The sequence below is a fragment of the Ignavibacteriales bacterium genome (assembly GCA_026390815.1).
Lineage (GTDB): Bacteria > Bacteroidota > Ignavibacteria > Ignavibacteriales > SURF-24 > JAPLFH01.
Map to the genome: position 1 here is coordinate 1 of JAPLFH010000018.1, position 13,746 is coordinate 13,746.

A 13,746-nucleotide genomic window follows, 5' to 3' on the forward strand; every position below is an offset into this window, starting at 1 on the left:
TGAAACAATATATCAGTTAGATTTTATTTTACCGGAATCAAAGCAAAAACTATCTATAAAAATAAACTTAACGGAAGAACAAAAACTACTATATCTGATTTGTAATTAACTCTCAGGGTGTCCCAATGCGGAAAACAGGAAGAATCTCTGTACTAATAATCGAACTAATTCTAAAACAAACACGCAAGGCAGGCCTATCTGCCGACAAAGGCAGGCCTGTCTGCCCTGCCTACCGCACATAGGCGTCAACTTAAGGTAAAATATTTAGTTTATGATGAAAATAGCCCCGACTTTTCAAGTCGGGGAAAGAATATTCTCCAAGAATTTAGGGCTTTAGCCCAACATTAGGATTGTATTGGACTAAAGTCCAGGATTTTTTGAGGATTCCGATACTCCGGCATAAATGCCGGAGCTATTCAAGTACAAAATTTCCTTAGGTTGACGCCTATGTGCCTGCGGTAGGCAGGGCAGACAGGGTTGCGAACGAAGAATCTAACACCCCGATAAGAGTAAGTCCCATCATTAGTATAGAGATTCTTCACTCCATTCAGAATGCAAATTTTGTGTAAGGTGATTTGGTAATTTATTTTGAATGGTGTTTGATTAGAAACCATAATGAATTTTACGAACTGTAAATCATTAAAAGGAGAATGATAAAGTCCTACATTTTCTTGCCAATTTGTTAATATTTCGTTGCTTTTATAAGATTAAATTTATAACTTCGTACAAAGTAAATTCGCATTAACCGATGTATAATCCCCAGATTAATTGTTTAAGTTTTTTTTCTTTGTTGATTCAACCTTATCACTTTAAATTATGGGAAGAACTGTGAATTATAAATAAGAGGAACAATGAAAAAAAAACCAATTCCTAAACGATCTCCGATCATTAAAAAGAATGTTACTCATGAAATATCGTACATAGATAATTCTTTTTATGTAGTTGGCATTGGAGCATCTGCAGGTGGTTTAGATGCACTTGAAAGATTTTTTGGAAGTATGACTGAGAATTCTGGTATGGCTTTTATCGTCGTATCGCATTTAGATCCCAATCATATAAGCATTATGCCGGAGCTAATTCAAAAATCTACCAAGATGAAGTTATTTCAAGCTGAAGACGGAATGGAAGTTAAACCTAACCATGTATATGTTACACCGGCTAATCGGGATTTAGCAATACTCCACGGAACAATCCAATTAATTGAACCACTTGAGGCGCATGGGTTCAGGCTTCCAATTGATTTTTTCTTCAAATCCCTTTCAGCAGATTTAGGTGAAAAAGCTATTTGTATTATTCTTTCTGGAATGGCTTCTGATGGCACAACAGGATTGAAAGCAGTAAAAAGTGAATTAGGAATGGTGATGGTACAGGATCCTAAATCAGCAAAATTTGATGGGATGCCAACCAGTGCAATTAAAACCGGATTAGTAGATTACATTCTTCCACCCGAAGAAATGCCTGAACAATTATTAAAATATACTTCCCAAAAAGTTAAAGGTGTTTTATTAGATAAAGCAATTACGGATGGTAAAATCCCTGATTCAATTCAAAAAATATTCATACTTCTCAGAACCCATACTGGTCACGATTTTTCCCATTATAAACAGAACACAATCTTTCGGCGAGTTGAACGAAGAATGAATATTTCTCAGTTGGATGGTCTTCCAGATTATATTCGTTTGCTTCAGGAAAATCCTTCTGAAATAGAAAACTTGTTTAAGGAATTTTTAATTGGTGTAACAAATTTTTTCAGAGATCCCGAATCATTCGAGAAATTGAAAAAGATATTATTAGAGTTAGTAAAAAGTAAACCGGAACACGGTCAAATAAGAATTTGGGTGCCAGGTTGTTCTACCGGTGAAGAAGCATACTCGGTTGCAATTTTATTAAAAGAATGCATGAATGAAGCAAAGAAAAATTTTAGCGTGCAAATATTTGCCACAGATATTGATAGTAACGCAATTGAAAAAGCGCGTATAGGTTCATTTACAGGAATTGAATCCGATGTTGGCAAAGAACGTTTGAACCATTTCTTTACTTCCGAAGGAAATCTTTTTCATATTCGAAAAGAAATTAGAGAAATGTTAGTCTTTGCACCTCAAAGCATTATTAAAGATCCTCCATTTACCAAACTGGACCTAATCACCTGCCGAAATCTTTTAATTTATTTTAATACCGAATTACAGAAAAAAATTGTTCCTTTGTTTCATTATAGTCTTTTACCTAAGGGAGTACTTTTTCTTGGTTCATCGGAAACAATTGGCGAGTTTGTTGATTTGTTTTCAATGTTAGATAGTAAATGGAAAATTTACAAAAGAAGGGATTCAATTTTTTCGGTGCAACCTTTTATAGAATTCCCGGTACAACGGTCAATTGGAAAAACTAATGAAACTATTATGATAAAAAATGAAGTAAAAAATATTACCCAATTAGCAGAAAAAGTAATCCTGCAAAGTTACTCTCCAGATTGTGTAATCATAACCGGAAATGGAGATATAGTTTATATCCATGGCAGAACAGGTAAATACTTAGAGCTAATTCATGGCGAAGCGAAAATGAACATCTTTGAAATGGCACGCCCGGGATTAAAGCAAGAACTTCCAACTTTAATTAGAAGAGTTTTATTAAGTAAGAAATCTGTAACCGCCGAAGGAGTAAGAATAAAATCTAATGGTAATAGCCAATTGGTAAATCTTATTATTAAACCAATCAAAGAACCGGCAGCAATGATCGGTTCCTTATTGATAATATTTGAAGAAATAATACCACAAAAAAAAGTATCGCCTTCAAAAAAAATCCATTATGAACAGAAAGCAGAAAAAAATATTAAAGAACTTGAACACGAATTAAAAGCTGCTAAAGAAAATTTAAGGGCAACCATTGAAGAATTAGAAACTTCAAATGAAGAACTTAAATCTACCAATGAAGAAATGCAATCTACCAATGAGGAAATGCAAAGTTCAAATGAAGAATTGGAAACTTCTAAAGAAGAATTACAATCATTAAATGAAGAATTGATTACAGTAAACACCGAGATGCAAAATAAGAATGATGCTTTATCAATTATAAATAATGATATGAAAAACCTGTTGGATAGCATTGATATACCAACCATCTTTTTAGACAATAATCTGCTTATTAAAAGATTTACATTTCATGCAACAAAGGTTGTTAACCTTATTTCTTCGGATATTGGAAGACCAATAAATCATATAGCTACAAATCTTAGGTATGAAAAATTTATTGAGGATGCAAAGGAAGTTTTAAGAACCTTGGTTTTTAAAGAAATTGAGTTACAAACAAATGATGGTACCTGGTATCAAATGAGAATTTTACCGTACCGGACTTTAAGCAACATAATTGATGGTGTTGTTATTACGTTTTCAAATATCAACAAAATAAAAATTGCTTCTAGTGAGATAACTAAGTTAAACCAGGAAATCCAAATTGCGCGGGATTTTTCAAACAATATTGTTGAGACGCTTAGGGATTCACTTCTTATTCTTGATGATAAATTAAAAGTACTTTCTGCTAACAGGGCTTTTTATAAAGTGTTTGATACCATTAGCGAAAAAACTGTTGGTAAATTTATTTATGAACTTGAAGATAATAATTGGGATATACCAAAACTGAGGAAATTGCTTCAGGAAATAATTCCTAAAGCCACGTTTTTTGAAGACTTTGAAGTTGAATACAATTTTAAAAAAGGTGGTAGAAAAAAACTATTATTAAATGCCCGCGAGGTATTTCAGGGAGATAAAGAATCTAAACTCATCCTGCTTGCAATCCAGAGCCAGGACATAAAAGAGAAAGGTGGCAAAAAATGAAACGTTCCAAAAAACAACCAGAATTAACTAATATTGAACAAGTGATAAATAAAATTGAACTAAAAAACAAAAAAACGGCGGTTGAAAATATTGAAGACGTTCAAAAACTTGTGCATTTAGTTTACGTTCATCAAATTGAATTGGAACACCAAAACCAGGAACTTAGAATTACGCAGGAAGAACTGGAAGTATCCAGGCATAAATATGTAAACCTTTTTGATTTTTCACCAATACCTTACTTTACTTTGAACATTGATGGAATAATTAAGGAAGTAAATTTAAGCGCCGGTAAAATGTTTGGCGTTGAAAGAAAAAAATTAGTTGGTAATCGTTTTATTTCTTACGTCCAGTTAAATGAACGGGATATTTTTAATTCCTTTATTAAAACTGTTTTTAATTCACCAGAAAAACACTCCAGTCAAATAAAATTGGTAAACAAAGGAAAACAAATATTGCATGTTTTAATGGAAGGATTAAAGTTTGATGAATCTTCGGAAACAGATCAAAAATGCCAGGTTGCTATAATAGATTTGACTGAATACAAAAAGATTGAAGATTCGTTAAATAAAACCAACGAAGAACTTAAAACAATTAATGATACCAAAGATAAATTCTTCTCAATCATTGCACACGATTTAAGGAGCCCTTTACAATCTTTGCTGAGTTCTTCCGAATTGTTAGCAAAAGAAATTGAAAGCTTATCTGGAGAAGAAATACAATTTTTTAGCAAAGGATTAAATGAAAATTTGAATAACCTTTATACACTTCTGGAAAATTTACTCAATTGGTCAATGATGCAAAGAGATAAGATAGAGTATAACCCGGTAAATCTTAACCTCAATGGAATAGTAAATAATGTAATTGGAATTTCAAATCCGACCGCTTTGAAGAAAAATATTTTTATATCTAACAGTGTTGAACCCGGAATATTTGTTTATGCGGATTCTAATATGCTTCGCTCAGTAGTTCAGAACCTTATTACAAATGCAGTTAAATTTACCCGGGCTTTAGGAAGAATAATTATTACATCTGTTAAGAATGGCGATTTTATAGAAGTTTCTATCCAGGACAACGGAATAGGAATCGAATCGGAAAAAATTGCTAAACTCTTCAACTTTAACACACTAAATACATCTAGCGGCACAGCCAGTGAGAGCGGAACCGGACTTGGTTTATTACTTAGTAAAGAATTTATTGAAAGAAACGGTGGTAAAATTTGGGTGGAAAGTGAATTGGGAAAAGGATCAAAGTTTAATTTCACTTTACGCAAAGCAATTTCATGATAAATTATCAAGTTGTACTACATAAAATTTATTTTTCATTAATCCAGAATTCAATTGGATTGTAATATGATTATAGGATTGCTAAAGTCAATACCAAATTTTGGTTTTCTTTTAGAACAATCGGAAGCAATATGAAAAAAATTAAGATATTGCTTATTGAAGATAATAAGCTTTTGCGCGATGGAATAACATCAGTGCTAAAAAAACAACCAGATATGAAAGTTGTTGCCACAGATGGTATTGCTGAAAATATTTTGGAGATAATAGGCAAACTAAAATTAAACATTGTGCTTCTCGATCTTGGTTTACGAAGTAATAATAGTTTGCAAGTTGTAAAATTAATTAAAAAGCATTTTCAGGAAACCAAAATAATAGGGATGGATCTTATACCACTTCAATCAGATGTTTTTGACTTTGTACAAGCAGGAGTTTCAGGATTTATACTTAAAGATGCAAATGTTAATGAATTTTTAAAAACTATCCGATCAGTTTATCAGGATGCACAGGTTTTACCACCAAACTTAACCGGTTCACTTTTTAGTCAGATAGTAAAACATGCAATTAATGAATTCAAACCTTCCATAATTGCGGAAGCGGTTAGCATGACAAAACGCGAGCGGCAAGTGATCGAATTGGTTGCGGATGGTTTTGCCAATAAAGAGATTGCACAAAAACTTCATCTCTCTACCTTCACTGTAAAAAGTCATGTTCATAACATACTGGAAAAATTGTCGCTTCATACACGTGTGCAGGTTGCAAAATATGCTCATATTAATGAAACATATAAAACTGCAATTGATTCAACTTCATTAATAAGCGAGTAATTGCCAGCAGCATTCTGCCCAAATGATGTAGTTCTTTTTTCATCCCATTGCCTTATTGTGTACTTCAATTATTCTACGTATAATGTTCAAGAAGAATTTAATTATAATGATGCAATTAAAAATTATTTTATTCTTCATTAGATCTTAATCTTAAATTATAAGGGAAAAAATCATGAGCAAAGGTCAGAACACCAAAAAGGGTTCAAAGAAAGAACCTGCTAAAACTATGAAGGAAAAAAAGACTGCTAAAAGAGATAAGAAAAATGATAAGACGAGTCACGGGCTGCTGAATAAATAGTGTCCGGTAAGTCGTCAGTAATTTTTTTAAAATCATTTTTTAGTAATGTTTTTTTTTAGATTCTTCAACATAATCTTAAAAATAAACTGCACAAAAAAAATCAACTCCATTTCATCTTTGAAAAACCTGGTGTATTTGCAGGAAAGTAATCCTTGCGTATCTGCATAACCATTGCAAAACTGAAATAGCTGCCGCTTCTTTAGTAAGCACATAAATTTCTACGGATTTTATATCCAAAGGATGTAGTTCCTTTTTCATCCTTTTGGGTGATTGTTGTACTTTTAATTTTTTGTAATATTTGACGAAATAAAAAATTAATACTTTATAGTTTTGATTAAGAAATACAATCAAGCGACAGAGAATTCTGGAGACTTATTTGGATAGGCAAAAATATGAGCAATATCCTTTTAGTTGATGAACAAATATTTGCAAGTAAAATTTTGTTAATACAGATATTAATAAGGTCACCATACGAAAGAAATTGTAATTGTCATTATGAGGGAACGAAATATCTCAAACCAGTTGGAAATTGAGGTGTGTGGATTCTTCATTCCGTACAGAATGACAATTTTGTGAAAAATAATTTAATAAGCATAGAAAATAAAATAAGTAAGAACGATAACAATTCTGGAGATAACTATTATGAAAAAAAATATTTTGAAATTTCAACGAAAGATCCTTCCTAAATCGCCTACCAGCATTCAAGGGCTGGACGAAATAACCGGTGGTGGATTACCAAAAGGAAGACCTACGCTTGTGTGCGGAGGTGCGGGTTGTGGAAAAACTCTCTTTGCGATGGAGTTTCTTGTGCGTGGTGCTACTATTTACAATGAACCTGGTGTATTTATTTCATTTGAGGAAACTGAAAAAGAACTAACAGCAAACGTTGCTTCGTTAGGTTTCGATTTGGAAAGCCTTGTTGCGCAAAAAAAGATTTGGCTTGAACACATTCATATTGAGCGGGGTGAAATTGAACAGAGTGGGGAATATGACTTGAAAGGTTTGTTTGTTCGTATCCACAATGCTATTGAAAGTATTAGTGCAAAGCGTGTTGTGCTGGATACTATTGAATCTCTCTTTTCAGCATTACCCAACGCAACTGTTGTACGCACAGAGCTTAGGAGGTTGTTCGGCTGGCTAAAAAAGAAAGGTGTTACAACAATAGTAACTGGAGAGCGTGGCAATGGTACATTAACACGCCAGGGTTTGGAAGAGTACGTTTCTGACTGTGTTATACTTCTTGACCATCGGGTAAACGATCAATCCTCAATAAGGAGATTGCGAATTGTTAAATATCGCGGCTCAACACACGGTACTAACGAATATCCTTTTTTAATTGATGAAGATGGTTTTTCTGTTCTACCTGTTACTTCGCTGGGATTAAATCACACTACATCCATCGAAAGAATTTCCACAGGAATTCCGCGTCTTGATACTATGCTATCTGGCAAAGGGTTCTTCCGCGGCAGCACGGTGCTTGTTTCTGGTACCGCAGGTACCGGCAAGACAAGCGTTGCAGCGCAATTTGTTGAAGCAGCATGCAAGCGCGGTGAGCGCGTTCTTTATTTCGCTTTTGAAGAATCACCACGCCAGTTTATGCGCAATATGTCTTCTATCGGAATAAATTTAGAACCCTTGGTAAAAAAAGGATTGCTCCATTTTCATGCAACTCGCCCAACACTTTTTGGATTGGAACATCATCTAACAACAACTATAAAATTGATTAATAAAGTTGAACCGCAAATAGTTGTATTGGACCCCATTGATGCTTTTGTAATGGGAGGGAACCAGGCTGAAGTAAAAATAATGCTTTTACGACTCGTAGATTTTTTAAAGATGAAAAATATCACTGCATTCTTTACGACCCTTACTAATTCTAGTGATGACCAGGAGCTAACAGATATGTCAATATCTTCCTTAATAGATACTTGGTTACTTTTACGGGATATTGAAATTGGCGGTGAGCGTAACAGGGGATTGTATATTCTTAAATCACGCGGTATGGCACATTCCAATCAGATTCGTGAATTTATACTTACCGACCGTGGAATTGAATTACTTGATGTGTATGTTGGTCCTGAGGGCGTACTGACTGGTTCAGCTCGGTTATCGCAAGAAGCTAAAAACGATGAAGAACAATTCCTACGTCAACAAGAAATTGAACGTAAACAATTTGGATTAAAACTAAGACGTGCCGCAACAGATGCTCATATCGTAGTTCTGCAGTCTGAATTTAAAGCTGAAGAATCAGAAACAATCAAAATTATTGAAATGGAAAAAGCTAAAACCGAAAGATTCGTGAAAGATCAGAAAAAAATGGCTGAGAGTAGAAAAGCAGATACATCCACAAAAAAATAATTATTGCCAAAAGGAAAGGTTATAAATTTTTTATAAAGCTGTTTGGATTCTAACTTAATGTTGTAATTATGATAATTATTGGGTTATTACAAAATTTATCGATTTTAGTTGCACTCAGTGTACTTTCAGGATTCATTGATCTAAAATTTAAAAGGACAAAACTTAAGGGGAAAATATTCCAAGGATTGCTTTTTGGTACAACTGCAATAATTGGAATGCTTTCTTCTTTTGTTTTAAGTGAAGGAATTATTTTTGATGGAAGATCAATTGTAATTAGTTTGTGCACTTTATTTTTTGGACCAATCTCAGGCACAATAGCAGCAGTTTTATCGGTAACATACAGGCTGTACATTGGAGGGAGCGGCACTTTAATGGGTGCACTTGTAATTCTATCATCTTTTCTTATCGGACTATTATTCTTTTACTGGAAAAATAAATCATTCGAAAATAAAATCACTAAATCCCAACTGTACGTTCTTGGGCTTTTAGTGCACATCATTATGCTGTTGTTAATTTTTGTCTTACCCTTCAAAGATATTATTGTAGTCTTTAAAGCAATTTCTCTAACGGTAATAGTAGTCTATCCTTTTTTTACAGTTCTAATTGGAAAAATTCTACTTGATCACTATGAGAACCAAATCTTTGTTAAAAAATTAAAAGAAAGTGAAATAAAGTTCAGACGATTTTTTGAAGCAACAAATGATGGTATTATAATAATTAGTGCGGAATCCGGTAAGGTAATGGACGTTAATCCATTTCTTGCTGATTTAGCCGGGTATGCAAAAGAAGAATTGATTGGCAAATACCTGTGGGAAATTGGTTTTACGAATAATAAAATTTCCAACAAAGAAATTTTATTAGAGTTACAAGAAAATGAAAATATGCGCTATACAGATCTTAAGCTTAAAAAGAAAGATGGTTCATTAGTGAATATTGAATTTATTGCGAATGGTTATACAGTAGATAATGCCAAAGTTATACAGTGTAATATCCATGATATAACTATCAGGAAAATTGCAGAAGAAGCTCTGCTCGAAAGTGAAGAGAAATTTCGTTCATTAGTTACACAAAGCCCCGATGGGATATTTATTGTTGACTTAGAAGGCAAATTTCTTTCTGTAAACAAAGTAATGTGTGAAATGCTTAAATACAGTGAAGATGAATTTAATTCAATGAAAATCTGGAATATTATACCTAAAGAATTTTTCGATCAACATAAAAAAAGATTTGAAAAGATATTGTTAGGAGAGAGTCAAAATGATGCTATCGAATACGTGGCAGTTGGAAAAGATGGGAAAAAATTCTGGATTGAAGTGCGCTCTGCACCTTATTTAAAAGAAAATAAGGTTTCTGGCTTTCTTGGGATTGCGCGAAATGTTACCGAACGCAAACAATCCGAAAAAGAAATAAAAATGTTAGCACATTCTATTAAAAGTATAAGCGAATGCATTTCTATTACAGATGAAAAAAATAAAATTATTTTCGTTAATGAGGCTTTTCTTAAAACATACGATTATACTGAGAAAGAATTAATTGGGGAAAATATAAGTATTGTTCGCCCACGGGATACAAAGATTGAAATTCCTGCTGACATTTTGTCCGGAACTTTGAAAGGCGGTTGGAGAGGGGAAGTTGTTAACCGAAGGAAAGATGGAACTGAGTTTCCGGTTCACTTATCTACATCTGTAATTAAAGATGATAACGATAAACCAATAGCTCTAATAGGTGTTGCTACCGATATTACAAATACAAAAAAAACCATGGTGGAATTAATCCAGGCAAAAGAAAAAGCGGAGGAAATGAATAGAATAAAATCTAACTTCCTGGCTAATATGAGTCATGAGCTCCGTACTCCAATGGTTGGCATACTTGGGTTTACAGATATATTGAATGACGAACTTGTAGATCCCGAACATCGATTAATGGTTCAAACTATTCGTACAAACAGCGTAAGATTGATGCGAACATTAAATCTTTTATTAGATCTTTCCCGAATAGAATCAAATCGGGAAGAAATCAAATTTGAAAATGTAAATGTTTCAACATACGTTCAAATAATAATTGATAGTTTTGATTCTGTTGCCAAAAATAAAAACTTAAAACTAATTGCCGAAATAAAGAATATGAATGTAATCGCCCAATTAGATGAAAGAATTTTTGATCAAGTACTTAACAATCTTGTAAATAATGCTCTTAAATTTACTGAACATGGCAGTGTTACAATTCAAGTGGATATAGAAACTATTAATGGAAAGCTTTGTGCGGTAGTTAAAGTAATAGATACCGGAATTGGTATAGCCAAAGAAAATCTTGAAATAATATTTAAAGAGTTCCGACAGGTAAGTGAAGGATTCAGCCGTTCTTATGAAGGTACCGGGCTTGGGCTTACTATTACAAAAAGATCTGTTGAAATAATGAATGGTACCATAACTGTAGAAAGTACTGAAGGAGTTGGATCTACTTTTATAATTAGTTTTCCAGCTCTGGAAATGAATGATAATTTATCCGAAACTTTCAACGTAAAAGAAGTAGCTATTGCAGAAAACAATATTGAAAATTTTTTTGGTAAAATTTTAATTGTAGAAAATGATAAAATCTGTCTTGAATTTTTTCAACACACGCTTAAAAGTTTCATCTCAATTGACATTGCGGTAGATGGAACCAGTGCAATTAATCTGGCTGTTCAAAATAATTACTCTCTTATTTTTATGGAGATAAATCTGGGAATTGGAATAAATGGAATTAAGACAACAGCCGAAATAAGAAAGTTACCTGGTTATGAAAAAACACCTATTATTGCGTTAACTGGTTATGCAATGTACGGAGATAAGGAACACTTTTTATTGCAGGGCTTCACACGTTATCTTTCCAAACCATACACCAGGAAAGAAATATTAAACCTTATTAGTGAAGTATTAGCAAACAAATAAACAATGCCGTCTCCCGGTTACTTATGACAATTACAACCAATTATTCATGCTAAAAGATCAACTGTGTCAAAGATCTCTAGTTAGTTTTTAATAAATATGCTGATGCATCAAATAAAATTGAATTCGATCTGAGGGCGTTTATGATTAAGAAGTATTCCTTTTTCCTAAAGGACTTTTAATAGAGAGAATCGCTGAATATTGAAAAAAACAAAAAAAGTAATGAATTGTTACAGCATTCCTAAAACATTCAACTTCAATTATACTTATTGAAATATTTTTATTATTTTTGCTTTGGCTGTGGTTAATTATTACTAATCTGTTTTCTATTTTTATTTAACGTTTATGGAACTATATTGAAAAAAATCCAGATTTTACTTATCGAAGATAATCGCCTTCTACGCGAAGGTATTGCAGCAATGCTCAGAAAACAATCTGACATGCAAGTTGTTGCCAAAGTTGGTAATGGTGAAAACTTATTGCTGATGACTGCCAAACTCAAACCAAATATAATACTCCTTGATCTCGGTTTACGAAGTCAAAACAGTTTAAATATTGTAAAATTAATTAAGAAAGATTTTAATGAAACCAAAATAATAGTGATGGATCTTATTCCTTTACAAGCAGATGTTTTTGAATTTGTACAAGCTGGAGTTTCAGGATTTATTCTTAAGGATGCAAACACGGCTGAATTTTTTAAAACTATTCGATCAGTTTATCAGGGCGCCCAGGTATTACCACCTCATTTAACTGGATCACTTTTCAGTCAGATAGTTGAACACGCAATAATTGAATCTAAACCATCTTTAATTAAAGAATCGTTTCGAATGACAAAACGTGAACGCCAGGTGATCGAACTGATTTCAGATGGTTTTACTAACAAAGAGATCGCACATAAACTTCATTTATCAACTTACACGGTAAAAAGCCACGTTCATAATATTCTTGAAAAATTATCGCTTCATACACGTGTCCAGGTTGCAAATTATGCTCATTTTTCTGATTCATATAAAACTGCAATTGATACCACTTCTTTAATCACCGAATAAATTCCTATAATCTTTCACTCAAAAGGTGTAGTTCCTTTTTCATCCTTTGGACTGATTGATTTACTATATTTCTAAACATAGCTTAGTATAGTATTAATCACTAAAATTAAAACAGGAAGGATACTTACTATGTTATATACCATTGCTGTCATCTTAATAATATTGTGGCTACTCGGTTTCCTAACTTCATACACTATGGGTGGTGTTATCCACATTCTGCTGGTAATTGCAATTATTATGGTCTTAGTTAGAATTATAAGCGGGCGCCGCGCGCTCTAAATGTATGTTTAATACCAGAATATTTTTAACATGCGCTAATCAAAATTTAAAATGACTTTTTAAATTAACAGATGAAACACTTTAAAAAAGAAACCCAATATTCTTAATTATGATTTTGCTTGGATCTCTTTTGGATGCACCTTAAGTGTGAGCAATTGGATTACTGCAATTAAGAATAAAGAAAATAACTCTTGAATTGACTCTATGAAATAGCTACATAAAATATTGTTAAAATTATGTCTTGATTGGTTTGAAATATTTTTATCAAAAATAAAAACGATTCAATTGAAGTAAATTTTATATTGTTTAATGTTCAGTGTTTTAATAAACCGTCCAAAAATAAAAGGAAAACTTAAATGTCTAATTTGGTAATTTATTTAATAGGAACTGCTTTAGTAGCTGGTGGATTAGCTTGGGCTGCAAATAAACTTGGTGCTCCACCAATTTGGATTATAATTGGTATTATTATCACAATTGGTTTAGGAATTATGGCAGCTGTTTCAAAAACTCGTCAGAAAGAAAAATCAGATACTAATAATTGACAAATGAATTCGGAAGTTTGGTGCATAGTTCACATTTTTCATAACGCACTTCAGTATTCATTTTTTTGCGACGAAGGAGAAAATGGAAAAGATTTTATTTACACGGAAAAATTTATCAAATAACATTTCATTCAAAAAAATAAATGTTCTTTAGGTTATGAGAGCTTTGTAAAAGAATATTCAAATATATATTCAGGTTGTATTTCTTTTCACTTCTCACCCAAAAGGTTTAGTTCCTTTTTCATCCCTTCGCTCGATTGATGCGCTCTAATTATGTGCATATATTTCAAACAAAAATGATGTGAATCATCTACACGAATTGAATTAATGAAAAGCATTTTAAATAAAATAGGAAAAAT

General features: G+C 32.7%; 10 protein-coding genes. 9 read left to right on the plus strand and 1 reads right to left on the minus strand.

Going from position 1 to position 13,746, the window contains the following annotated elements:
• Positions 1-851: 851 nt before the first annotated feature.
• The 4 genes from NTX22_07175 to NTX22_07190 all read left to right on the plus strand — a co-directional run bounded on the left by NTX22_07175 (position 852) and on the right by NTX22_07190 (position 6,232).
• On the plus strand, positions 852-3,827 hold the full coding sequence (locus tag NTX22_07175; protein MCX6150285.1) for a PAS domain-containing protein: 2,976 nt from the start codon (positions 852-854) through the stop codon (positions 3,825-3,827).
• Positions 3,824-5,110, plus strand: a complete 1,287-nt coding sequence (locus NTX22_07180; protein MCX6150286.1) for a PAS domain-containing sensor histidine kinase — start codon at positions 3,824-3,826, stop codon at positions 5,108-5,110. The genes NTX22_07175 and NTX22_07180 overlap by 4 nt, the downstream gene beginning before the upstream one ends.
• A gap of 131 nt (positions 5,111-5,241) precedes the next feature.
• Positions 5,242-5,934, plus strand: a complete 693-nt coding sequence (locus NTX22_07185; GenBank protein MCX6150287.1) for a response regulator transcription factor — start codon at positions 5,242-5,244, stop codon at positions 5,932-5,934.
• A gap of 172 nt (positions 5,935-6,106) precedes the next feature.
• Positions 6,107-6,232 carry a hypothetical protein gene (locus NTX22_07190; protein MCX6150288.1) on the plus strand — a complete coding sequence of 42 codons (126 nt, stop codon included), beginning with the start codon at positions 6,107-6,109 and terminating at the stop codon, positions 6,230-6,232.
• A 111-nt stretch (positions 6,233-6,343) separates the two neighbouring features.
• Here the strand turns inward: NTX22_07190 and NTX22_07195 are convergent, their stop codons facing one another.
• Positions 6,344-6,490 carry a hypothetical protein gene (locus NTX22_07195; protein ID MCX6150289.1) on the minus strand — a complete coding sequence of 49 codons (147 nt, stop codon included), beginning with the start codon at positions 6,488-6,490 and terminating at the stop codon, positions 6,344-6,346.
• Positions 6,491-6,874: 384 nt separating this feature from the next.
• Between NTX22_07195 and kaiC the strand changes: the two genes are divergently transcribed.
• From kaiC to NTX22_07220, 5 genes are all read left to right on the plus strand, one after another.
• A complete protein-coding gene (gene kaiC, locus NTX22_07200) occupies positions 6,875-8,590 on the plus strand; it encodes a circadian clock protein KaiC (GenBank protein MCX6150290.1) in 1,716 nt (571 codons plus the stop codon).
• A 68-nt stretch (positions 8,591-8,658) separates the two neighbouring features.
• Positions 8,659-11,520, plus strand: coding sequence for a PAS domain S-box protein (locus tag NTX22_07205; protein MCX6150291.1), 2,862 nt, complete (start codon positions 8,659-8,661; stop codon positions 11,518-11,520).
• Between the two features lie 353 nt (positions 11,521-11,873).
• Complete coding sequence (locus NTX22_07210; GenBank protein MCX6150292.1) at positions 11,874-12,566, plus strand: response regulator transcription factor; 693 nt, start codon at positions 11,874-11,876, stop codon at positions 12,564-12,566.
• Between the two features lie 129 nt (positions 12,567-12,695).
• Complete coding sequence (locus NTX22_07215) at positions 12,696-12,845, plus strand: lmo0937 family membrane protein (GenBank protein MCX6150293.1); 150 nt, start codon at positions 12,696-12,698, stop codon at positions 12,843-12,845.
• Positions 12,846-13,201: 356 nt separating this feature from the next.
• Positions 13,202-13,387 carry a hypothetical protein gene (locus NTX22_07220; protein ID MCX6150294.1) on the plus strand — a complete coding sequence of 62 codons (186 nt, stop codon included), beginning with the start codon at positions 13,202-13,204 and terminating at the stop codon, positions 13,385-13,387.
• Positions 13,388-13,746: the final 359 nt, after the last annotated feature.

Coding starts and splice junctions, on each gene's coding strand:
- NTX22_07175 (MCX6150285.1), top strand. CDS start 852: ATGAAAAAAAAACCAATTCCTAAACGATCTCCGATCATTAAAAAGAAT.
- NTX22_07180 (MCX6150286.1), top strand. CDS start 3,824: ATGAAACGTTCCAAAAAACAACCAGAATTAACTAATATTGAACAAGTG.
- NTX22_07185 (MCX6150287.1), top strand. CDS start 5,242: ATGAAAAAAATTAAGATATTGCTTATTGAAGATAATAAGCTTTTGCGC.
- NTX22_07190 (MCX6150288.1), top strand. CDS start 6,107: ATGAGCAAAGGTCAGAACACCAAAAAGGGTTCAAAGAAAGAACCTGCT.
- NTX22_07195 (MCX6150289.1), bottom strand. CDS start 6,490: ATGAAAAAGGAACTACATCCTTTGGATATAAAATCCGTAGAAATTTAT.
- kaiC (MCX6150290.1), top strand. CDS start 6,875: ATGAAAAAAAATATTTTGAAATTTCAACGAAAGATCCTTCCTAAATCG.
- NTX22_07205 (MCX6150291.1), top strand. CDS start 8,659: ATGATAATTATTGGGTTATTACAAAATTTATCGATTTTAGTTGCACTC.
- NTX22_07215 (MCX6150293.1), top strand. CDS start 12,696: ATGTTATATACCATTGCTGTCATCTTAATAATATTGTGGCTACTCGGT.
- NTX22_07220 (MCX6150294.1), top strand. CDS start 13,202: ATGTCTAATTTGGTAATTTATTTAATAGGAACTGCTTTAGTAGCTGGT.